Raw genomic sequence first — 20,269 nt, forward strand, 5'->3', positions numbered from 1 at the left:
CTGGACCTTATCTAGAAAAACAGGGCAAATCAGGCATGGATTCCTTGCGCGATTCCGAGTTTCCACCGGACCTCAGCCCCTTGGCCTGGGTGCAGGAGGAGTTGCGCCGCTCGCTGGAGTCTGTGCACAAGACGCTGCGCCGCTTCCTGCGCGACAACGAGGCCCGCACGACGCTGATGATGGGCGGCGATGCCGCACCGCCGAACCAGCTGTTGACCAGCGCCGCGGCGCAGATCCACCAAGTCAGCGGCGTGCTGTCGGTGGTCGGCCTGACGGCCGGCGCGGCGGTGCTGCGCGCCACCGAGCTGGCGGTCAACCGCATGGCCGAGGCGCCGCTGACGCTTGATTTACGTGCAGTCGAACTGGTCGAGCGCGCGCACTTTGCGCTGCTTTCGCTGATCGCCCGCATGCTGGCCGGCAACAAGGTGTCCAGCCTGGCGCTGTTCCCGACCTATCGTGAGCTGCAGGCCTACAACCACGCCGAGCGGGTTCACCCGGCGGATCTCTGGCAGCACCAGTTCAGCTGGCGCGAGCTGCCCGACGATCCCAGCGCCCGCCCGGTGCGCATCGAAGTGGCGCGCTCGGCCTTCGAGGCCGCGCTGCTCAAGCAGATGCGTGAGCCCAGCGGCGACCATGCCCGCCAGCTCAGCGATCTGTGTGCCGGCCTGGGCCTGAGTGCCTCGACCCGTGGCGCCCGCACGCTGTGGCGCCTGGCGGCGGCGCAGTTTCAGGCCCAGGCGCTGGGTCTGCTCAAGCCTGACGCCTATGTGAAGCGTCTCGGTTCGCGCCTGCTGTCGCAGATGCGCGCCAGCGCTGGTGGCGACAACCAGGTGTCCGAGCGCCTGGCCCAAGACCTGCTGTTTTTCTGCGCCCAGAGCGCGGCGCCGCTGTCCGGCCAGGACGCGGCACGGTTGCAGGCGGTGCGCATCAGCTACGGCCTGGGCAGCGAGAGCGGCGGCGATTATGAAGACGACAGCCTGGGCCGCATCGATCCGGCCTGGGTGAGCCATGCCAAGCGCCGCGTCAGCGCGGCCAAGGAATCCTGGTCTTCGGCGGCCGAGGGCGAATCGCAACGCCTGGCCGGCCTGGACGAGCAGTTCGCCGGCGTGTCCGAATCGCTGGCGCGCCTGTTCCCCGGCGGTGAGGTGCTGGGTGATGCGATGCAGCGCGCCGTCGTGGCCACGCTGCGCTCCGGCCAGCCGCCCTCGCCGAATCTGGCGATGGAAATTGCCACCAGCCTGCTCTACATCGAAGCGGCGCTGGATGACGCGGTGTTCGACCACCCGGAGCAGGGCGCGCGCGTCCGTGCGCTGGCCCTGCGTGTGGCCGCCGTCGCCCGCGGCGAGCCGCCGGAGGAACTCGAATCCTGGATGGAAGACCTGTACCGCCGGGTCTCCGATCGCCAGACCCTGGGCAGCGTGGTTCACGAGCTGCGCAGCAGCCTGAGCGAGGTCGAGCGTCAGGTCGACGAATACTTCCGCGACCCGCGCAAGCGCGAGGTGCTGATCCCGGTGCCCAACCAGCTGGCCACCATGCGTGGCGTGCTCGGTGTGCTGGGCCTGGATCAAGCCGCCCAGGCCTGCGTGCGCATGCGCGACGAGCTGGACGATCTGGCCAATACCGAGGTCGATCCCGAGCGCGCCGTGCCGCGCGAGCTGTTCGAGCGCCTGGCCAACAACCTGGGCGCGATGGGTTTCCTGATCGACATGCTCAGCGTCCAGCCGCAGCTGGCCAAGCGCATGTTTGCCTTCGACGACAGCACCGGTGTGCTGGCCTCGGTGCTGCGTCGTCAGCGCCAGGCCACGCTGATCACACCGGCCGCCAACAGCCTGCTCAGCCAGGTGCAGGCGGCCGCGCAAGCGGTGGCCGAGGGCGATCGCCCGGCCGAGGATCTGGCCCGCGATCTGGAGCATCTGGCGCTGCAAGCGCGCGCCGCCGACGAGCCTTCGCTGGTGGCCGCTGCGCAGTCGGCCCAGCGTCTGCTCGATGCCGGCCTGGCCGAAGCAGCGGAAAGTGTCGAGCCGCTGGCCGTGCCATCCGAGCTGCCGGCCGATTTGATCGACGATCAGGCCCGTGCCCAGGCCGCTCAGCCACTGAACGAATTCATTGCCGCGCGCAGCCCGGCCGCGGCCGAAGTGCCACCACCGAGCGCACCAATTCCGCACGAGGACGAATCGCTCGACGAGGAGATGCTGGGCATCTTCATCGAGGAAGCCGCCGAGGTCATTGCCACCGCCCGCGAGGCATTGGCCCAGCTGGCCGAAGACGCCAGCCTGCAGAGCGAGCTCACCACCGTGCGCCGGGCCTTCCACACGCTCAAGGGCAGCTCGCGCATGGTCGGCCTGGGCGAGTTCGGCGAGGCCGCCTGGGCCTGCGAGCAGCTGTACAACACGCTGCTGGCCGAACAGCGCAATGCCGATTCCCTGCTGCTGGGCTTCAGCGGCGAAGCGCTTGATGAGTTGGCCGCCTGGGCCGAGGAAATCGACGCACAGGGGCGCAGCAGCCGCAGTGCCAACAGCCTGCGTGAGCGTGCCGATGCACTGCGTCTGCAAGGCCAGTGGCAGCCGAGCGGCGAGGCGCTGCCAGCGCTCGCTGTGCCCGCCGAAGCGAGCGCGGTGGAAGTCGCGGCTGAGGCGTTGCCGGAATCGATCGAGTCGATTGAGTTGCCGCTGGCTGAGGCCAGCCCGGCCAGCGCTGCCGACCTGGCCGAGTTCTCTGAGCTGCGCGAGCTGAACGCTGCTGAGGCGCAGGATCATGGCGAGGCGGCCGAGTTGCCGGCGTTGGAAGCCGAGGTGCATGAGCCGCATGAGCTGCACGAGCCCGCTCACGCCACCGTGCCGATGGCGCTGGATGGCTTGTCGCAGGAGCAGCAATTGGCCTCCGTCGACGAGCCCATCAGCCTCGATCTGGCCGCCGACGATGGCTTGGGCCTGCCCGAGCTCGATGCCCTGGCCGCGCTGAATGCAGAGTCCGCCGAGGCTCATAGCGCCGAAGCGCTGCCGAGCCTGACGCTGGACGACGTGCTTGATGCCCCGCTGGAGGCCACGCACGGCGATGCGCCTGAGGCCGGTATCGAGCTGGGCCAGGACCTGGCCGCCATGCAAGACACGCTGGCCCTGCCCGTACAGTCGCAGGGCGACGCCGAGCCGGTGCTGGATCTGAACCTCGACGCCGATTCGCTGCCCGATTTCGAGCTGCCTCTGGGACTGTCTACCGAGGCCGACGACACCTTCACGGCCACCGTCAAGCAGGAAGCTCAGCCGCAGCACGACGAGATGCTGCCGACGCTCGATCTGACGCTGGACGAGCCTGTTGCCGCAGACGTTGCACAAAGTGCGGGCGAGGCAGGTGTCGAGCTGGATCTCGACCTTGCAGCGCCTGCCGCAGCGGCGCTGGACGACGCCACGCTTGATCTGGGCCTGCCGGATCAGCTGGAGCCGGCCGAAGCACCGGCAGCCGCACCCGCAGCCGATGCACTGCTGGATCTGAGTCTGCCCGACGAACTGCTTGCAGTGGCCGCGGCCGAGCCGGTCAGCGAGGCCGATGCGGAACTGCTGGCGGCCTTGATGGAGCCGGCTGCACCGGAGCCGCAAGATGCAGCTGAGGCAGGTGAAGCAGCCGAGGCACCGGCGGCGCTGGTCGAAGTGGCACCGGACAGCCAGGCGGAGACCCTGGCCGAAACAGCGCCCGAAGCAGAGCCCGAAGCGCTTGACGAGCCGGTGGCTGAAGCCGAAGTCGAGCCGGCTACCGAGGAACTGCTGGCGACGGTGCCTGAAACGCAAGAGACGCAGGCACCTGCAGCCTCCGACGATGAGGTCGTGGCGGAGTTGCCCGAGGCCGAGTCGGTGGAAGCGCTGCAGCATGACGCGCCGGCCGACGACGTGGATGCCGCCGACGCCATTGCTGCGCTGGCTGCCGAGGCAGCGCCGGCTGCGCCGCACCTGTCGCTGGTCAGCGGCGGTGCCGAGGCGCCGGCGGACGCCCTGGATGACGAGCTGGATGACAGCGAGGAAAGCGTCAAGGTCATTGGCCCGCTGCGCATCAGCATCAGCCTGTTCAACATCTTCCTGAACGAGGCCGACGAGCTCTCGCGCCGCCTGAATGTGGATCTGGCGGAGTGGGCGCTGGCGCCGGCCGAGCCGGTGCCGGCAGGCAGCGAGGCCCTGGCCCATGCGCTGGCCGGCAATGCGGCCACCGTCGGTTACGAGGATCTGTCGGAGCTGGCCCGGGCGCTGGAGCATGCGCTGGGCCGCGCCGCGCAGGCGGTGGCCTGCAGCGATGAGGAAGCGCGACTCTTCGTCCAGGCCTCGGAAGACATCCGTCGCCTGCTGCACCAGTTCGCTGCGGGCTTCCTGAAGCCGGCCGAAGAAGGTTTGAAGGAACGCCTGCAGGCTTATGAGCCGGCAGCGCGCCGTGATCTCGCGGCCGACAGCGAGTTCGAACCCTCGACCCCGAGCGGCCGCATCGGCAACGTATCGGCCGAGGATGCCGAGTTCATCACCGGCCAGCCCAACCGCATCGATGCCGAGCTGTTCCCGATCTTCGAGGAAGAAGGTCGCGAGCTGCTGCAGGAGCTGCATGCACGGCTGCGTGAATGGCTGGCCAGCCCGGGCGATCATTCCCGTGCCGATGCCTGCATGCGCACGCTGCACACCTTCAAGGGCGGCGCGCGCCTGACCGGTGCGATGCGCATCGGCGAGCAGGCCCATATGCTGGAGTCGGCTATCGAGGCCGCGCTGGCCAGTGGCCGCGCCCATGCCGACGATGTGCTGGCCCTGCAGCACCGTGGCGACGCCCTCGATGCAGCTTTCGAAGACCTGTTGGCCAGCCTGCGCGCCGATGCCGCGGCACAGGCCCAGGTGGCGGCGGCCGTGCCGCTGGCACCGGTCGTGCCGGTGGCCTCGGTCGAGCCGCTGCACAGCGCGTCCGAACTGCCCGTTGAAGCCCTTGCCGAGCCGAGCGCCGACGCGATTGCAGAACCGATCGCTGAGCCTGACGCCGCAGCGCCGCTTGAGCCCGCCGCGCTGGCCGAAGCTGCGCCGGTGGTGGAAGTGCCGGCCCGCCAGATCGACTGGGCCCGTTTCGACGGCCAACTGACCGAGCTGGAACCGGCCGCCATTGTGGGCGCCCAGTCGCTGGTGCGTGTCCGCGGGGCGGTGCTGGAGCGGATGGCCGCTCAGGCCGGCGAAGTCAGCATCCGCCGCGCGCGGCTGGAAAGCGAAATGGCGCAGATGCGCAATGCGCTGTCCGATCTTGACGACAACCTGGAGCGCCTGCGCAGCCAGCTGCGCGAACTGGAGCTGCAGGCCGAAGCCCAGATGGGTTCGCGCCAGGAGGCCGCCAAGGCCACCGGCCGCGACTTCGACCCGCTGGAGTTCGACCGCTACACCCGCTTCCAGGAACTGACGCGGATGATGGCCGAGTCGGTCAACGACGTGGCCACCGTGCAGCGCAGCTTGCAGCGCAATGTGCAGCTGGGCGAAGACGAGTTGGCCGGCCAGTCGCGTCTGACCCGCGATCTGCAGGACGATCTGCTGCGCACCCGGATGGTCGAGTTCGACAGCCTGGCCGAGCGTATGCACCGTGTCGTTCGCCAGGCCGCACGCGAATGCGGCAAGCAGGCACAGCTGGAAATCGCCGGCGGCCACGTCGAGCTGGATCGCTCGGTGCTGGAGCGGATGATCGGCTCCTTCGAGCACCTGCTGCGCAACAGCGTGATCCACGGCATTGAAATGCCCGAGGTCCGTGTCGCGCAGGGCAAGAACGCGATGGGCACGATCTTTGTGCGCCTGACCCAGGAAGGCAATGAGGTGCTGATGCACTTCAGCGACGATGGCGCCGGCCTGGATCTGCCGCGCATCCGCGAACGTGCGATTGCCCAGGGCCTGGTCGACAAGGACGCTCAGCTCAGCGAGGAGCAGCTGACCCAGCTGATTTTCGCCCCTGGCTTCTCCACGGCCACCACGGTGACCGAACTGGCCGGCCGCGGCGTCGGCATGGACGTGGTGCGTTCCGAGGTCAATACGCTGGGCGGCTATGTCGAGACCAAGTCGGTCACCGGCATGGGCACCAGCTTCGAGCTGCGCGTGCCGCTGACGACGGCGCTGACCCAAGTCGTGCTGCTGCGCTACGGCGAGCAAAGCGTGGCGGTGCCGGCCCACCTGATGGACTCGGTGCTGCGCCTGCCGTTGGCGCAGCTGGAGAAGGGCTATGCCGATGGCGAGCTCAAGCTGGGCGATCACACCCTGCCGCTGTACTGGCTGGGTGGGCTGATGCACCAGGGTGAGGGCCATGACCCGCGCGGTCAGCTGCATGGCCGCACCGCTTCGGTGGTGCTGGTGCGCAGCGCGCAGCAGCGCCTGGCCCTGCATGTCGACGAAGTGATCGGCAAGCAGGAAGTCGTCGTCAAGAACCTCGGTCCGCAGCTGATCAGCGTGCCCGGCCTGGCCGGCATCAGCCTGCTGGCCACCGGCGATGTGGCGCTGATCTACAACCCGGTGGCGCTGGCCAATCGCTACGGCGAGCCGGCTCGCGAGGCGGCGCGCCACAGCATCGTGGCGGTCAAGCAGGCGGCAGCCGCGGTCGGCAAGGGCGACCCGCAGGCACCGCTGATCCTGGTCGTCGACGATTCGCTGACGGTCCGTCGTGTCACCCAGCGTCTGCTGGAGCGCGAAGGCTATCGCGTGCAGCTGGCCAAGGACGGCCTCGATGCGATGGAGCGCCTGGCCGGCGACGAGCTGCCGGCGGTGGTGCTGTCCGACATCGAGATGCCGCGCATGGATGGCTTCGATCTGGTTCGCAATCTGCGCGCCGATCCACGGCTGACTAAGCTGCCGGTGATCATGATCACCTCGCGGATCGCGCAGAAGCACCGCGACTATGCGCATGAGCTCGGCGTTGACGACTATCTGGGCAAGCCGTATGACGAGGAACTGCTGCTGGGTCTGATTGGCAGATACACTGCGGCGGCCGTTGCGAGCGCCTGATGCCAGCGACGAGGGGCGCGGACCCATCTGGCCGGAGGCCGGGTGGTTCGCGATCAGCAAAACAACAGTGCTTGGGTCGGTGCCATGGTGGTGCCGCTCTCGTTGTCGGGCCACATGTCTGAAGTTGTTGATCATCTCGCCGAACTGACCGGCTTCCGCGACCGGGACGTCATGGATGTGACCCTGGTCTCGGCGCTGCGCGATCTGGTCGAGCCTTTGTCGGTGGCGATTTTTCGCTGCGTTGGCGAGCCCGGTCAGGAGCGCTGGCTGACGCGAGCCCGGCTGCGCGCCGGTGATGCCGTGGCCAGCGCCGATTCACTCTGGGCCGAGCCGGCCCGCTTGCCCGCTGCGCAGGATTTCCCGCATCGCCAGCAGGCGATGGCCACGCGCACTGTGCTGCAGCTGCAGCAGGGCGATCACTGGGTGACGCTGTTCCCGATCGCCACCGATCGCGAGGTCGTGGGCGTGCTGGAGATCGAATCGGCCGAACGCCTGCAGAACGCCTCGCAGCGCATGGTCGGCAGCATTCTGCGCATCTATCACAACTTCCAGGGCCTGCTCGACTACAGCGAGCGCGACACCCTGACCGGCCTGCTCAACCGCAAGACCTTTGACGAGAGCTTTCTGAAGGCGCTGGCCGACTCCCAGGGCAGCCCGGCCGAGGCCAGCAACGACGATGGTCGGCGCCACGGCGTCGAGCACCCGCGCTACTGGCTGGGTGTGATCGACATCGACCATTTCAAGTCGGTCAACGACCGCTTTGGCCATCTGATCGGCGACGAAGTGCTGCTCTTGCTGTCGCGGCTGATGCGCAACAGTTTCCGCTTCCACGACCTGCTCTACCGCTTCGGCGGCGAGGAGTTTGTCGTGCTGATGCGCTGCGAGGACGAGGCCGACGCCGGCCATGCCTTCGAGCGCCTGCGTCTGAACACCGAGAACTACGCTTTTCCGCAGGTGGGCCGCATCACCGTCAGCATCGGCTTTACCAAGGTGCGCCATGGCGACACGCCGGCGACCGCCTTCGAGCGGGCCGACAAGGCTGTCTACCACGCCAAGGGCCATGGTCGCAACCAGGTGCAAAGCCATGCCGAGCTGGTGGCTGGCGGCCATTTGCAGGAAGCGACCCAGCTCAGCGACGTCGAGCTGTTCTAAGCCCCCGATCCGACCTCGGCGGGGGGCTGACTTCTGGCATCTTGGCATTGCTGGCCAGTGCCCCAAACTCTGCGCGAACTGGCTTGGGCCCAGCCTTCACGCTTGACGCCTGACGTCGCCCACACAGCTCCCCAATACCTGCCCGAAGGACGCTATCGATGATGCAAGCCTTGCGCGCCACCAGCAGCCGGCAGCTGCTTCATGTTCTGCTCGCGCTCGTGCTGGCAGCCGGCCTGGCCCAGCCCCTTCGCGCCCAGGATGCACCGGCCCAGCCGCTGGCAGGAGCCAGTGGCGCCAGCGCATCCACCGCCAAGGCCGCCGACAAGGCCTACAGCAGCATCGATCTGGACTGGCGCGATGAGCAGCGGCAGCGCGCGGTGCCCGCCAAGCTTTACTGGCCTGAGCCAGATGCCGGCAAGCCGGCGGCGAACGGCGTGCCGCTGGTGGTGTTCTCGCACGGCATCGGCGGCTCGCGCAACGGTTACAGCTATCTGGGCTCCTTCTGGGCCAGCCATGGGGTGGCCAGCCTGCACGTCCAGCATGTCGGCAGCGATCGTGGTCTGTGGATGGGCAATCCGCTGGGCTTGGTCGGTCGCCTGCAGGGCGCCGCCCGGGAAGACGAAGCGCTGAACCGGGTGCGCGACGTCAGCTTCGCGCTGGACCAGCTGCTGGCCAGCGATTGGGGCCAGCAGCTCGATCCGGCGCGCATCGTCGCGGCCGGGCATTCGTATGGCGCCAACACCAGCCTCTTGCTGTCCGGCGCCCGAATCAGCCGCGAGGGTCAGGTCTTGCCGCTGCGCGATCCGCGCATCAAGGCGGCCATCATCATCTCGGCACCGCCGTTCTATGGCCAGCAGGACAGCGAGGCCATCCTGCAAGGCATCAGCGTGCCGACGCTGCACATCACCGCCTCCGAGGATGTGATCCGCATCCCCGGCTATTTCTCCGCGGCCGAAGACCGTATCAAGGTCTTCCAGGCCACCGGTGGGCCGGACAAGGCCTTGGCCGTCTTTCAGGGCGGTTCGCACAGCATCTTTACCGACCGCGCGGGCACCGGTGGCGTGGCGCTGAACCCACGGGTCAAGGCGGCGACGCGGGAGTTGACGCTGGCCTTTCTGCACCGCATCTTTGCCGGTGAGCGCAGCGAGCTGAGCCAATGGCCGGAGCGCTACCGCGACCTGCTGGCGCGCTGGGAGCCACCGCGCGCTGCCGATTGACGGCGGCGCTTTGAACGCCTTGCCGGTGGCGCTGCTCGCCCTGGCCGTGTAGGCTTGCGGCACACCGCCGGCAAGCATGGCGGTGCGGAGCTGGGATGCGTGTTGCTGATTGGCCTGGACTGAAATCTCGCGGCTTACTTCTGGCCCTGTTGCTCGCTGTTTGCTCGTCTGCGCAGGCCGAAACCGAAGCGCCACGCCTGCCGATGCGACTCTGCATCCCTGATCATGCGGTGCCACCGTATGTCAGCGAACCAGGTGCTGAGGCCGGGCTGTCCGAACAGTTGTTGCAGCACAGCGCGCAGGCCGTGGGCATCGCGCTGCAGTTGCTGCGCCAGCCACCGGCGCGCTGCCGGCGATCCATCGAGAACGGTCAGGTGGATGTCGCGCCAATGGCAGCCTCCAGCACCAATCTGGCCGACTACGATTTCCCCTTGCACGAGGGGCAGGTCGATGCGAATCGTCGCCTCTTGCGCATCCAGCTGGTGGTGGTGCGCCGCCGTGGCGATGCCTTGCAGTGGGATGGTCAGCATTTCGAGCCGGCGACGCCGCTGCTCGGCATCCGACTGGGCCAGGTGGTGTTCTCTGACCGGCTGAAGCAGCTCGGCCTGCGGCCCGACGCCAGCGCCGTGCAGGGCGAGCAGCTGCTGCGCAAGCTGTTGGCGCGGCGCGTTGACGCGGTGCTGTTGTTCCGCGAGGAGTTCGAGGGCTTGCAGGCCCGTCTGCCGGAGCTGGCGGTCGAGGCGCTGCCCCAGCCCTTCATGGTGGCCGATATGTATCTGGGCGCATCGCGCCGCCTCGATGCAGCCAGTCGGGCGCGGGTCGAGGCCTGGTGGGAGCAGATCGGCAAATGGCGAGACCTGCCCGCCTACCGGCCCAAGTGAGCGCCCTGATGGTGCTCAGGTCTCGGGCATGGCGCGCGACTTGACCACCGCGTAGCGCGCCAGCGTGGCCACGCGCGCGTCCTCGTGCATCAGCACCGGGCGCGGGTAGTTCACGCCCAGCTCGACGCCACAGGCCTGCAACTCCAGCGGGCGCGCCAGCCAGGGGGCGTGGATCAGCTTCGGCGGCAGCTTGGCCAGCTGGGGCAGATAGCGTTTGATGAAGCGGCCCTCGGCATCAAACTTTTCGCTCTGGCTGATGGGGTTGAAGATGCGGAAATAGGGCTGGGCATCGCAGCCGCTGGACGCCGCCCACTGCCAGCCGCCGTTGTTGGCAGCCAGATCAAAATCGAGCAGCTTTTCGGTGAAATAGCGCTCACCCCAGCGCCAGTCCAGGCCCAGGTCCTTGATCAAAAAACTGGCGACGACCATGCGCAGCCGGTTGTGCATATAGCCGCTTTGATTGAGCTGCAGCATGGCCGCGTCGACCAGCGGATAGCCGGTGCGGCCCTCACACCAGGCGGTGAAGTCGGCTTCAGCCTCGGGGCCGCTGCGCCATTGGATGGCGTCGTATTCCGGTCGAAAGGCGCTCTGCATCGCATGAGGATGGTGATGCATCACCTGGTGGTAGAAATCGCGCCAGATCAGCTCGGCCAGCCAGATCTCGGCGCCGCGGCTGCCGCTCATCTGGCGCTGGTGGGCCTCGCGCGCCAGCCGGCGGACCGACACGGTGCCAAAGCGCAGATGCGGGCTCAGATAGCTGGGGCCGCGCAGCGCCGGGAAGTCGCGCGCCTCGTCATAGCGGTCGATGCGCTGTAGAAACTCGGCCAGCAAGGCCTCGGCCGGGCCGCTGCCGCCACGCAGGCTGGCATGCAGATCGGTGGGCTCGAAGCCGATCTCGGCCAGGGTGGGCACGCCCTGGGCCAAGGCATGGTCGGCCAGCGCGCCGGCATGGCGCAGCACCGGGTAGGCCTTCAGGTAGAAGGGATCGATCTTCTTCAGCCAGGCGTTCTTGTAGGGCGTGAACACGCCATAGGGCTTGCCGGCGCCGGTCAGCAGCTCGCTGCGCTCGAACACGACATGGTCCTTGAAGCCCTGCATCGCAATGCCTCGGCGGGCCAGGCGCTGCTCGACCTCGGCATCGCGGGCCAGCGCCTGCGGCTCGTCGTCGCGGTTGTAAAAGACCTTGGCCACACCCAGCTCGGCAGCCAGGCGCGGCACTTCGTCCAGCGCCCAGCCATGGCGCACGATCAGCGCACCACCGAGTGCACGCAACTCTGCATCCAGCGAGCGCAGCGCATCGATGATGAACTCGACCCGGCGGTCGGCACGGGGCAGGGCGTCGAGGATGGCGCGGTCCAGCACAAAGACGCAGAACACCTGGCGGCTCTGGCGCAGGGCGTGATAAAGCGCCGCCTGGTCATCGACGCGCAGATCGCGCCGGAACCAGACCAGCGCGCTGGCGAAACTCTTTTCCATGGGGGACAGTGTCGATGAAATAAAATGGCCGGATGTCCCAGGCCCGCATAGACCTTACCAATCAATTCCTGATCGCGATGCCCGGCATGGCCGATGACGCATTTGCCGGCTCGGTGGTCTATATGTGCGAGCACAACGAGAAGGGCGCGCTGGGTCTGGTGATCAACAAGCCGATCTCGCTGACTGTCGGCCATCTGTTCGAGAAAGTCGAGCTGAGCCTGGACAACGAGGATCTCGCCGCCCGCCCGGTCTTCTACGGCGGCCCGGTGCAGACCGAGCGCGGCTTTGTCCTGCATGAGCGCCTGGACGAGACCGGCGGCCACTACAACGCCACGCTGGCTATCCCGGGCGGGTTGGAGATGACGACCAGCCGCGATGTGCTGGAAGCGCTGTCCAACGGCGCAGGGCCGAAGAAGATTCTGGTCACGCTGGGCTACAGCGGCTGGGCCGCCGGGCAGCTGGAGGAAGAGATCGGCCGCAATGGCTGGCTGACCGTCGATGCGGCGCCGGAAATCATCTTCGAGACCCCGGCCGAGCAGCGTTACGAGCGCGCGCTGGGCCTTCTGGGCATCGACCCACGGATGCTGAGCCAGGAGGCGGGCCACGCATGAGTTCCACCGTGAACCCGTCGGCACCGCGCCCCCTTTCGACTTCCCCGCAATCGCTATTGGCTTTTGACTTTGGCACCCGCCGCATCGGCGTGGCCACCGGCAATGGCTTCCTCAAAAGCGCCGAGCCGCTGCGCCATCTGGCTCAGCAGGGTGAGGCGCGCTTTGTCGCGATTGCCGCGCTGATCAAGGAATGGCAGCCCGAGGCGCTGGTGATCGGCGTGCCGCGCCATCCCGACGGCGCCGAGCATGAGATGACGCTGGCCGCCCGCAAGTTCGGTCGCCAGCTGAAAAGCCGCTTCCGGCTGCCGGTCTACGAGGTCGATGAGCGCTACACCAGCGTCGAGGCAGAGGCGGCAGGCGCCCGCGATGTCGACTCGGCCGCGGCGGCGCTGATTCTTGAACAATTCTTCCGGGAACACAGCTGATGAGCACCTTACTCCTCGATGCCGAGGCGCTTTACGCCGACCTGCTCAAGGGCGTGCAACGCCTCTATCGGCCGGACATGGCCTTGGTGGGCATCTGGTCCGGCGGCGCCTGGTTGGCCGAACGGCTGCAGCGTGATTTGGGCCTGGCCGGCGAGCCTGGCGTGATCTCCAGCTCGCTGCACCGCGACGATTTCGGCACCAAGGGCATGTCGGCCAGCAGTGATCACACCAAGCTGCCCTTTGCCGTCGATGGCCAGCACATTCTGATGATCGACGATGTGCTCTACACCGGCCGCACCACCCGCGCGGTGATCAACGAGCTGTTCGACTTCGGCCGCCCGGCCAGCGTGACGCTGGCGGTGCTGGTGGACCGCGGCGGCCGCGAGCTGCCGATCGAGCCGGTGTTCTCGGCGGCGCGGGTCCATCTGGCCACCGAGCAGCGCCTGCGCCTGGCGCGCGACGCCGATGGCCGCTTCAGCTTTGATGTGAGATGAACCACCCCCTACGCGCTTCGCGCGCCCCCTCAAGGGGGCGTCAGCGGCAGCCCGGCGAAGCCGGATCTGCGCTGCCCGCTGGATCGCTGGTGCAAGTAGGCCGCGGACGTGGCACCGGAGGAAAGAATGCTGAGTAAACGAAATCCCCAACTGAACAAGCATGGCGAGCTGGTGCACCTGCTCTCCATCGAAGGCCTGCCGCAGGCGGTGATCCATCAGATCCTCGACACCGCTGGCACCTTTCTCTCGGTCAACGACCGCGAGGTCAAGAAGGTGCCGCTGCTGCGCGGCAAGAGCGTGTTCAATCTGTTCTTCGAGAACAGCACGCGCACACGCACGACCTTCGAGATCGCGGCCAAGCGCCTGTCGGCCGATGTGATCAATCTGGACATCGCGCGCTCGTCCACCGCCAAGGGCGAGACGTTGTTGGACACGGTGGCCAATCTCTCGGCCATGCATGCTGACATGTTTGTGGTGCGGCACAGCGAGAGCGGCGCGCCCTACCTGATTGCCCAGCACTGCGCGCCGCATGTGCACGTGGTCAATGCCGGTGACGGCCGCCATGCCCACCCGACCCAGGGCCTGCTCGATATGTACACGATCAGGCACTACAAGAAGGACTTCCGCAATCTGACCGTCGCCATCGTCGGCGACATCGTCCACTCGCGGGTGGCCCGCTCGGACATCCATGCGCTGAACATCCTCGGTGTGCCGGAGATCCGCGCCGTCGGCCCCAAGACACTGGTGCCAGGCGATCTGCGCGAGATGGGCGTCCGTGTCTGCCACGACATGGCCGAGGGCATCAAGGATGCCGACGTCATCATCATGCTGCGCCTGCAAAACGAGCGCATGAGCGGCGCCATGCTGCCCAGCGCCGGCGAGTTCTTCAAGAACTTCGGCCTGACGCCGGAGAAGCTGGCGCTGGCCAAGCCCGACGCCATCGTGATGCACCCGGGCCCGATCAACCGCGGCGTCGAGATCGCCTCCGATGTGGCCGACGGCGGCCAGAGCGTGATCCTGCCGCAGGTCACCTTTGGCATTGCGGTCCGCATGGCGGTGATGTCGATTTTGGCCGGCAACGAGGCATGAGGGTAGGCGCTCCGCTGTGACGGATGCGCTTGCACAGGAGATTTGCAGATGAAGATTTTGATCAAGAACGGACGGCTGCTCGATGCGGCTTCGGGCCTGGACCGTGTCGGCGATCTGGCGATTGCGGGCGGGCGCATCGTCGCGCTGGGCGAGGTGCCGGCCGATTTCGAGGCCAGCCGTGTCATCGATGCCGAGGGGCTGATCGTCGCGCCGGGCCTGGTCGATCTGGCCGCTCGCCTGCGCGAGCCCGGCCATGAGCATGAAGGCATGCTGGAGAGCGAGCTCAACGCGGCGGCGGCCGGTGGCGTGACCAGTCTGGTCTGCCCGCCCGATACCGATCCGGCGCTGGATGAGCCGGGCTTGGTCGAGATGCTGAAGTTCCGCGCCCGCAAGCTGAGCCTGTGCCGCTTGTTCCCGCTCGGCGCCTTGACCCGCGGCCTCGATGGCGAGGTGCTGACCGAGATGGCCGAGCTGACCGAGGCCGGCTGCGTGGGCTTCTCGCAGGCCGAACGGCCGATCAAGAACACCCAGTTCCTGACCCGCGCGCTGCAGTACGCCGCGACCTTTGACTACACCGTCTGGCTGCATCCGCTGGACCCCTGGCTGGCTGGCGGCGTCGCCGCCAGCGGCGCGGTCGCGACCCGGCTGGGCCTGGCTGGCGTGCCGGTCACCGCCGAGACGGTGGCGCTGCACACCATCTTCGAGCTGATGCGGGCCACCGGCGCACGGGTCCATCTGTGCCGGCTGTCCAGCGCGGCCGGCGTTGAGCTGGTGCGGGCGGCCAAGCGCGAAGGTCTGGCGGTCACGGCCGATGTGTCGATCAACTCGCTGCATCTGACCGATGTCGACATCGGCTACTTCAACCCGGCCATGCGCCTGAACCCGCCGCTGCGCCAGCAGCGCGACCGCGCGGCGCTGCGCGCCGGCCTGGCCGATGGCACGCTGGACGCGCTGGTGTCCGACCACATGCCGGTCGGCGCGGATGAGAAGAACGTGCCCTTTGCCGAGGCCACGCCCGGCGCCACCGGGCTGGAGCTGCTGCTGAGCCTGGCGCTGAAATGGGCTCAGGACGAAGGCCTGCCGCTGGGCCGCGCGCTGGCCGTGGTGACCAGCGAGCCGGTGCGTGTGCTGGGCAGCTCGCTGGGCTCGCTGGCGGCCAGCGCCGGGCGTTTGCTGGTCGGCGGCGTGGCCGATCTGTGCATCTTCGATCCGGCCGCGAGCTGGTCGGCGGCGCCTGAGGCCCTGGTCAGCCAGGGCAAGCACACGCCGTTTGCCTACGAGATCACCGGCTTCGAACTGCCTGGCCGCGTGCAGTACACGCTGGTGGCGGGCACGGTGGCGCATGACACCGCTGCGACGCTGAAGGGCTGAGGTGTTCAGAGCTCTGATCGCGCTCTGGCGCCTGCTGAGGCTGGCGCTGCACATCTTGCATGGCCTGGCACTGATCAAGCTGTGCTTCGGCCGCTTCAGCCTGGCGCAGCGCCATGTGCGGGTGAAATGGTGGTCGGCCAAGATGCTGCGAATTCTGGGCGTCAGCTATAGCCACAGCGGTGGGGCCCATGCAGGCGCCAAGCTGCTGGCGGCCAACCATGTGTCCTGGTTGGATATCGCCGCCGTTCATGCGCTGCTGCCCGAGGCCCGCTTCGTCTCCAAGGCCGACGTCAAGCACTGGCCGGTCGTCGGCGCGCTGACGGCGGGTGTGGGCACGCTGTTCATCGAACGCAGCAGCAAGCGCGATGCGCTGCGCGTCGTCCATCAGACCGCTGCGGCGCTGCGTGATGGCGATACCGTCGCCTTTTTCCCTGAGGGCACGACCGGTGCCGGCCCCGAGCTGCTGCCTTTCCACGGCAATCTGCTGCAGGCGGCGATCAGCGCCGAGGTGCCGGTGCAGCCGCTGGTGCTGCGCTGGCATGAGCCCGGCGAGCGCTTCAGCAGCTCGGCCCGCTTCATCGGCAACACCACCTTGCTGCAAAGCCTCTGGCGCGTGCTGTGCGCCCGCGGCCTGGCCATCGATCTCCAACTGCTGCCCGCCGTCGCCAGCAGCCATGCCGACCGGCGCCTGCTCGCCGAGCACCTGCGCGAGCTGATTGCTGCGGCGCTTTCGCAAGAGTGACAGACCATGAGTCAGAACCACGAGGGCAGTAGTGTGGCCCCATCGCTGAAGCAAAAAGTCCAGCGCCGGCTGGCCACGGTGGCGGCGATACGTACCCGCACGATGATCGTGGCCGTCTGCGCGCTCGGCACCTCGCTGTGGCAGGGCTATACGATCCAGAAGCACAACCGCCTGATGGTGCAGCCTATCCTGGACAGCGAGATCAACACCGAGCTCGACGGCGCCTGGAGCAGCTTCGTGCTCAACAGCGGCTTGGGCCCAGCCAAGGCGACCCGGGCCGAGTTTTACGCCGATGGCAAGCCGGTCAGCGACCTGAACGAGATGCTGCGCGCGCTGGGCGAGCAGCCGGGCTGCTACGGCACCGGCAATCTGGTGCATTTCTATCGCGTCAACAGCCGCCAGCAGGTGCTGCGCAGCATCGATGGGCGCTGTGCGAAGTCGTCCGAGGAACTGGTCAAGCTGCTCAAGCGCATGCGCATCGTGTTGCACTACGAGTCGCTGTACGGCGAGCCGGCGACCTTGCAGATTTTCGGCAAGGATTGAACCGGATCGAGTTGGCAGCAGCGCCACGGCACTGCTGCGCCGCCTGGCAAGACGGGCAGCCTTGATCCGCCTCAATTATTCGGGGTCTTGCGCGCCGGGCCGAGGCGACGCTGTGTCACAGTTGTGCCACCACTTTCTTTTTGCAGGATCGCGCCGCGCATGACCGAAGCCATTCAGCAGCTGCAAATCCGCCGTGTCGGCATCGACACCTGGCGCGAGAACGTCGCCTATCTGCACCGTGACTGCCCCATCGTTCGCGCCGCCGGCTTTCAGGCCCTGGCCAAGGTGGAGATCCATGCCAACGGGCAAACCATTCTGGCGGTGCTCAATGTGGTTGACGATGAGCGCATCGTCAGCGCCTGCGAACTGGGCGTCAGTGAGGACGCTTTCGCACGCCTGGCCGTGCCGGAGGGGCATGAGGCGCGGATTGCCCATGCCGAGCCGCCGCGCTCGATCCCGGCCCTGCATCGCAAGATCAATGGCGAGCGCCTGGGCCGCGAAGACATCGCCGCCATCATTGCCGACGTGGCGGCGGCGCGCTATTCCAAGATCGAGCTGGCCGCCTTTGTGGTGGCCACCAACCAGTACGAGCTGGACCGCGAAGAGGTGCTGCACCTGAGCGAGGCGATGATTGCTGTCGGCCGCAAGCTCGATTGGCAGCACCAGATCGGCGCCGGTCTGGTGGTCGACAAGCACTGCATCGGCGGCATTCCGGGCAACCGAACCTCGATGCTGGTCGTGCCCATTGTGGCGGCCCACGGCATGCTCTGCCCCAAGACCAGCTCGCGTGCCATCACCTCGCCCTCGGGCACGGCCGACACCATGGAGATGCTGGCCGAGGTGGAGCTGCCGTTTGAGCGCATGGTGCAGATCGTCCGCGACACCCATGCCTGCCTGGCCTGGGGCGGCACGGCCGATCTGTCGCCGGCCGATGACATTCTGATCTCGGTTGAGCGGCCGCTGTCGATCGACTCGCCAGGGCAGATGGTGGCCTCCATCCTGTCCAAAAAGATCGCGGCCGGCTCCACCCATCTGGTGCTGGACATTCCGGTCGGCCCCAGCGCCAAGGTGCGTTCGATGGCCGAGGCGCAGCGGCTGAAAAAGCTGTTCGAGTTCGTCGCCAACCATCTGCGCCTGCAGCTTGACGTGGTGCTGTCCGATGGCCGCCAGCCGATTGGCCGCGGCATCGGCCCAGTGCTGGAGGCGCGCGATGTGATGCAGGTGCTGCAGGGCGATCCGGCCGCGCCGCATGATTTGCGGCAGAAGGCGCTGCGTTTGGCCGGTCGCATGATCGAGTTCGACCCCGATGTGCGCGGCGGCCAGGGCTATGCGATTGCTCGGGACATTCTCGAATCCGGCCGCGCGCTGGCGCAGATGAACGCCATCATCGATGCCCAGGGGCGCCGTCAGGAGGTGCCGGCCATCGGCGCGCTGCGGGTTGAGGTGCCGGCGCCGGCCGATGGCGTGGTGGTCGGCATGGACAATCTGCGCCTGGCCCGCATCGCCCGGCTGGCCGGTGCGCCGCAGGTCAGCGGCGCCGGGCTGGATCTGCTGAAGAAGCTTGGCGATCCGGTGCGCCGCGGCGAGACGCTCTACCGCATTCACGCCGAATTCGAGGCCGATCTGCGCTTTGCCGGCGATCATGCCGACAAAGACTGTGGCTACCAGATCGGCAGCCCTGAACAAAGCCCGCGCGAATTCGCCAGCGGCTCACTTTTTTCGATGTAAACCATGAGCACCTCCTTGCTGCTGGCTTTTGATGATGAAACCGCGCTGGCTGCCGAGCTGGCCGAGGCGCTGGCCCTGCCGCTGGCCTTTGTGCGCCGCCACCGCTTTCCCGATGGCGAGCTGCGCCTGGTGCTGCCCAAGCCGCTGCCTGACACGGTGATCCTGCTGCGCGGCCTGCAGCAACCGAACGAAAAGCTGGTTGAGCTGCTGATCGCCGCGCCCGCAGCCCGCGAGCTGGGCGCGCGGCGGCTGTTGCTGGTCTCGCCCTACCTGGCCTATATGCGCCAGGACATTGAGTTCACGCCCGGCGAGGCGGTCAGCCAGCGCCATATCGCGCGGCTGCTGGCCAGCCAGTTCGACCATGTGTTGACGATAGACCCGCATCTGCACCGCATCGCCAGCCTCGATGAGGTGATGCCGCCGGGGACAGGTCTTGCGCTGTCTGCAGCGCCGGTGCTCGGGGCCTGGATCGCCCGCGAAGTGCCGGGTGCGGTGCTGATCGGGCCGGACGAGGAATCCGGGCAGTGGGTGCGCGAAGCGGCGGCGGCAGCGGGCTTGCAGGCCGCGGTGGGCCACAAGGTGCGCCATGGCGATCATCAGGTTGAGCTGGCCTTGCCGGACATCGATGTGGCCGGACGCCCGGTTGTGCTGCTGGACGATATGGCCTCGACCGGCCGCACGCTGATCGGCGCCGCCTCGGGCCTGCTGGCCCGTGGCGCCGCCTCGGTAGACGTGGCCGTGACCCATGCGCTCTTCAATGGTGATGCACTGCCGGCGCTGCAGGCGGCCGGCGTGCGCCATGTCTGGAGCAGCAATGCAGTGCCGCACGCCAGCAACGCGGTCAGCGTCGCCCCCTTGCTGCGCGAAGCGCTTCAGGGTTTGCTCGGCTGAGCAAGGCCTGACCCTGCCATGCCCTGACCAGCGCCCGCAGGGGCGCTTTTTTGTTGCTTGCTGGTCACACTGTCGGGCCTGTTACAAGCAATCGGGGTCAGGCCTTGCCCAGGCTGCGCGGCGGGATCGTGGCCGAGGCTGCTGGGGGTGCGCCTCCCAGGCAATCCGCCTGCAGCACGCCTCAAGTCGCGCTTGCCGGCAGTCGCTGCCGAGGCGCGCAGTCGTTGCGGCGGGCGATCTGGGCTCTGACGAAGCTGTCCACATCGCGGGGCAGGGCGCGTATGCTGCAGCCATGAGCCGCGATGTCGACGCGTTTGCCGGCCTTGATGGCGGGCGCCATGCTCTCGCTCCCTGTTGGAAGGCTGCGGGCAGGCCTGCGCCGCAGGCCTTCGAACCTCGGCCGCGCCCCATGCCGCGAGCGTGGCCCAATCGGCTCGCCACCACTGCTGCCGAAGGCGCGGTGCCGGCTCGGCGGATTCGACCGCGACTCGCTTGCCCGGCTGGCCTCAGCGCCATCGCCGCGCAGGCTGCTCTGGGCGTTCAAGCCCCATCTTGCATGGCGCGGATTGAAAAGGCGTCAAAACGTCCAGAGTGCACAGCTGAATACCGAGGTGTAAGCCCCATCGAAGTCAGGCGCCGCATGCTTGAACACCTGTCCCTGCG

General features: G+C 67.7%; 15 protein-coding genes. 13 read left to right on the plus strand and 2 right to left on the minus strand.

Going from position 1 to position 20,269, the window contains the following annotated elements; translation table 11 throughout:
* Positions 1-35: 35 nt before the first annotated feature.
* The 4 genes from RQP53_RS18020 to RQP53_RS18035 all read left to right on the plus strand — a co-directional run bounded on the left by RQP53_RS18020 (position 36) and on the right by RQP53_RS18035 (position 10,236).
* Positions 36-6,986, plus strand: coding sequence for a hybrid sensor histidine kinase/response regulator (locus tag RQP53_RS18020; protein ID WP_315652067.1), 6,951 nt, complete (start codon positions 36-38; stop codon positions 6,984-6,986).
* 114 nt (positions 6,987-7,100) lie between these two features.
* Positions 7,101-8,138 carry a GGDEF domain-containing protein gene (locus tag RQP53_RS18025; RefSeq protein WP_315652068.1) on the plus strand — a complete coding sequence of 346 codons (1,038 nt, stop codon included), beginning with the start codon at positions 7,101-7,103 and terminating at the stop codon, positions 8,136-8,138.
* 158 nt (positions 8,139-8,296) lie between these two features.
* On the plus strand, positions 8,297-9,355 hold the full coding sequence (locus tag RQP53_RS18030; protein WP_315652069.1) for an alpha/beta hydrolase family protein: 1,059 nt from the start codon (positions 8,297-8,299) through the stop codon (positions 9,353-9,355).
* Between the two features lie 203 nt (positions 9,356-9,558).
* On the plus strand, positions 9,559-10,236 hold the full coding sequence (locus RQP53_RS18035) for a hypothetical protein (RefSeq protein WP_315652070.1): 678 nt from the start codon (positions 9,559-9,561) through the stop codon (positions 10,234-10,236).
* A gap of 15 nt (positions 10,237-10,251) precedes the next feature.
* Here RQP53_RS18035 and RQP53_RS18040 read toward each other — a convergent pair whose 3' ends face one another.
* The gene (locus tag RQP53_RS18040) at positions 10,252-11,712 is read right to left on the minus strand and encodes a cryptochrome/photolyase family protein (RefSeq protein ID WP_315652071.1); all 1,461 of its coding nucleotides are present in this window, start codon (positions 11,710-11,712) and stop codon (positions 10,252-10,254) included.
* Positions 11,713-11,744: 32 nt separating this feature from the next.
* Between RQP53_RS18040 and RQP53_RS18045 the strand changes: the two genes are divergently transcribed.
* The 9 genes from RQP53_RS18045 to RQP53_RS18085 all read left to right on the plus strand — a co-directional run bounded on the left by RQP53_RS18045 (position 11,745) and on the right by RQP53_RS18085 (position 19,606).
* Positions 11,745-12,323, plus strand: a complete 579-nt coding sequence (locus tag RQP53_RS18045; protein ID WP_315652072.1) for a YqgE/AlgH family protein — start codon at positions 11,745-11,747, stop codon at positions 12,321-12,323.
* A complete protein-coding gene (ruvX, locus tag RQP53_RS18050; protein WP_315652073.1) occupies positions 12,320-12,748 on the plus strand; it encodes a Holliday junction resolvase RuvX in 429 nt (142 codons plus the stop codon). Before RQP53_RS18045 ends, ruvX begins: the two co-directional genes overlap by 4 nt.
* On the plus strand, positions 12,748-13,242 hold the full coding sequence (gene pyrR, locus RQP53_RS18055; RefSeq protein ID WP_315652074.1) for a bifunctional pyr operon transcriptional regulator/uracil phosphoribosyltransferase PyrR: 495 nt from the start codon (positions 12,748-12,750) through the stop codon (positions 13,240-13,242). Before ruvX ends, pyrR begins: the two co-directional genes overlap by 1 nt.
* A 126-nt stretch (positions 13,243-13,368) precedes the next feature.
* Entirely contained in the window at positions 13,369-14,331 is a 963-nt protein-coding gene (locus tag RQP53_RS18060) for an aspartate carbamoyltransferase catalytic subunit (protein WP_315652075.1), read from the plus strand.
* Positions 14,332-14,379: 48 nt separating this feature from the next.
* Positions 14,380-15,702, plus strand: a complete 1,323-nt coding sequence (locus tag RQP53_RS18065; protein ID WP_315652076.1) for a dihydroorotase — start codon at positions 14,380-14,382, stop codon at positions 15,700-15,702.
* 1 nt (position 15,703) lies between these two features.
* On the plus strand, positions 15,704-16,444 hold the full coding sequence (locus tag RQP53_RS18070) for a lysophospholipid acyltransferase family protein (RefSeq protein ID WP_315652077.1): 741 nt from the start codon (positions 15,704-15,706) through the stop codon (positions 16,442-16,444).
* Between the two features lie 6 nt (positions 16,445-16,450).
* Complete coding sequence (locus RQP53_RS18075) at positions 16,451-16,987, plus strand: hypothetical protein (RefSeq protein WP_315652078.1); 537 nt, start codon at positions 16,451-16,453, stop codon at positions 16,985-16,987.
* 159 nt (positions 16,988-17,146) lie between these two features.
* Positions 17,147-18,715 (plus strand): thymidine phosphorylase family protein, encoded by a 1,569-nt coding sequence (locus RQP53_RS18080; RefSeq protein ID WP_315652079.1) that lies wholly within the window; start codon positions 17,147-17,149, stop codon positions 18,713-18,715.
* Between the two features lie 3 nt (positions 18,716-18,718).
* Positions 18,719-19,606, plus strand: a complete 888-nt coding sequence (locus RQP53_RS18085) for a ribose-phosphate diphosphokinase (protein ID WP_315652080.1) — start codon at positions 18,719-18,721, stop codon at positions 19,604-19,606.
* Between the two features lie 181 nt (positions 19,607-19,787).
* Here RQP53_RS18085 and RQP53_RS18090 read toward each other — a convergent pair whose 3' ends face one another.
* Entirely contained in the window at positions 19,788-19,946 is a 159-nt protein-coding gene (locus tag RQP53_RS18090) for a hypothetical protein (protein ID WP_315652081.1), read from the minus strand.
* Positions 19,947-20,269: the final 323 nt, after the last annotated feature.

The sequence above is a fragment of the Roseateles aquae genome, from assembly GCF_032337115.1.
Taxonomy (GTDB): Bacteria; Pseudomonadota; Gammaproteobacteria; order Burkholderiales; family Burkholderiaceae_C; genus Roseateles_C; species Roseateles_C aquae.

Bases quoted from the DNA above. Each gene is read 5' to 3' on its own strand.
- RQP53_RS18065 (WP_315652076.1), top strand. From the start codon at position 14,380: ATGAAGATTTTGATCAAGAACGGACGGCTGCTCGATGCGGCTTCGGGC.
- pyrR (WP_315652074.1), top strand. From the start codon at position 12,748: ATGAGCACCTTACTCCTCGATGCCGAGGCGCTTTACGCCGACCTGCTC.
- RQP53_RS18060 (WP_315652075.1), top strand. From the start codon at position 13,369: ATGCTGAGTAAACGAAATCCCCAACTGAACAAGCATGGCGAGCTGGTG.
- RQP53_RS18030 (WP_315652069.1), top strand. From the start codon at position 8,297: ATGATGCAAGCCTTGCGCGCCACCAGCAGCCGGCAGCTGCTTCATGTT.
- RQP53_RS18080 (WP_315652079.1), top strand. From the start codon at position 17,147: ATGACCGAAGCCATTCAGCAGCTGCAAATCCGCCGTGTCGGCATCGAC.
- ruvX (WP_315652073.1), top strand. From the start codon at position 12,320: ATGAGTTCCACCGTGAACCCGTCGGCACCGCGCCCCCTTTCGACTTCC.
- RQP53_RS18090 (WP_315652081.1), bottom strand. From the start codon at position 19,946: ATGGCGCCCGCCATCAAGGCCGGCAAACGCGTCGACATCGCGGCTCAT.
- RQP53_RS18045 (WP_315652072.1), top strand. From the start codon at position 11,745: ATGTCCCAGGCCCGCATAGACCTTACCAATCAATTCCTGATCGCGATG.
- RQP53_RS18020 (WP_315652067.1), top strand. From the start codon at position 36: ATGGATTCCTTGCGCGATTCCGAGTTTCCACCGGACCTCAGCCCCTTG.
- RQP53_RS18035 (WP_315652070.1), top strand. From the start codon at position 9,559: ATGCGACTCTGCATCCCTGATCATGCGGTGCCACCGTATGTCAGCGAA.
- RQP53_RS18040 (WP_315652071.1), bottom strand. From the start codon at position 11,712: ATGGAAAAGAGTTTCGCCAGCGCGCTGGTCTGGTTCCGGCGCGATCTG.
- RQP53_RS18025 (WP_315652068.1), top strand. From the start codon at position 7,101: ATGTCTGAAGTTGTTGATCATCTCGCCGAACTGACCGGCTTCCGCGAC.
- RQP53_RS18075 (WP_315652078.1), top strand. From the start codon at position 16,451: ATGAGTCAGAACCACGAGGGCAGTAGTGTGGCCCCATCGCTGAAGCAA.
- RQP53_RS18085 (WP_315652080.1), top strand. From the start codon at position 18,719: ATGAGCACCTCCTTGCTGCTGGCTTTTGATGATGAAACCGCGCTGGCT.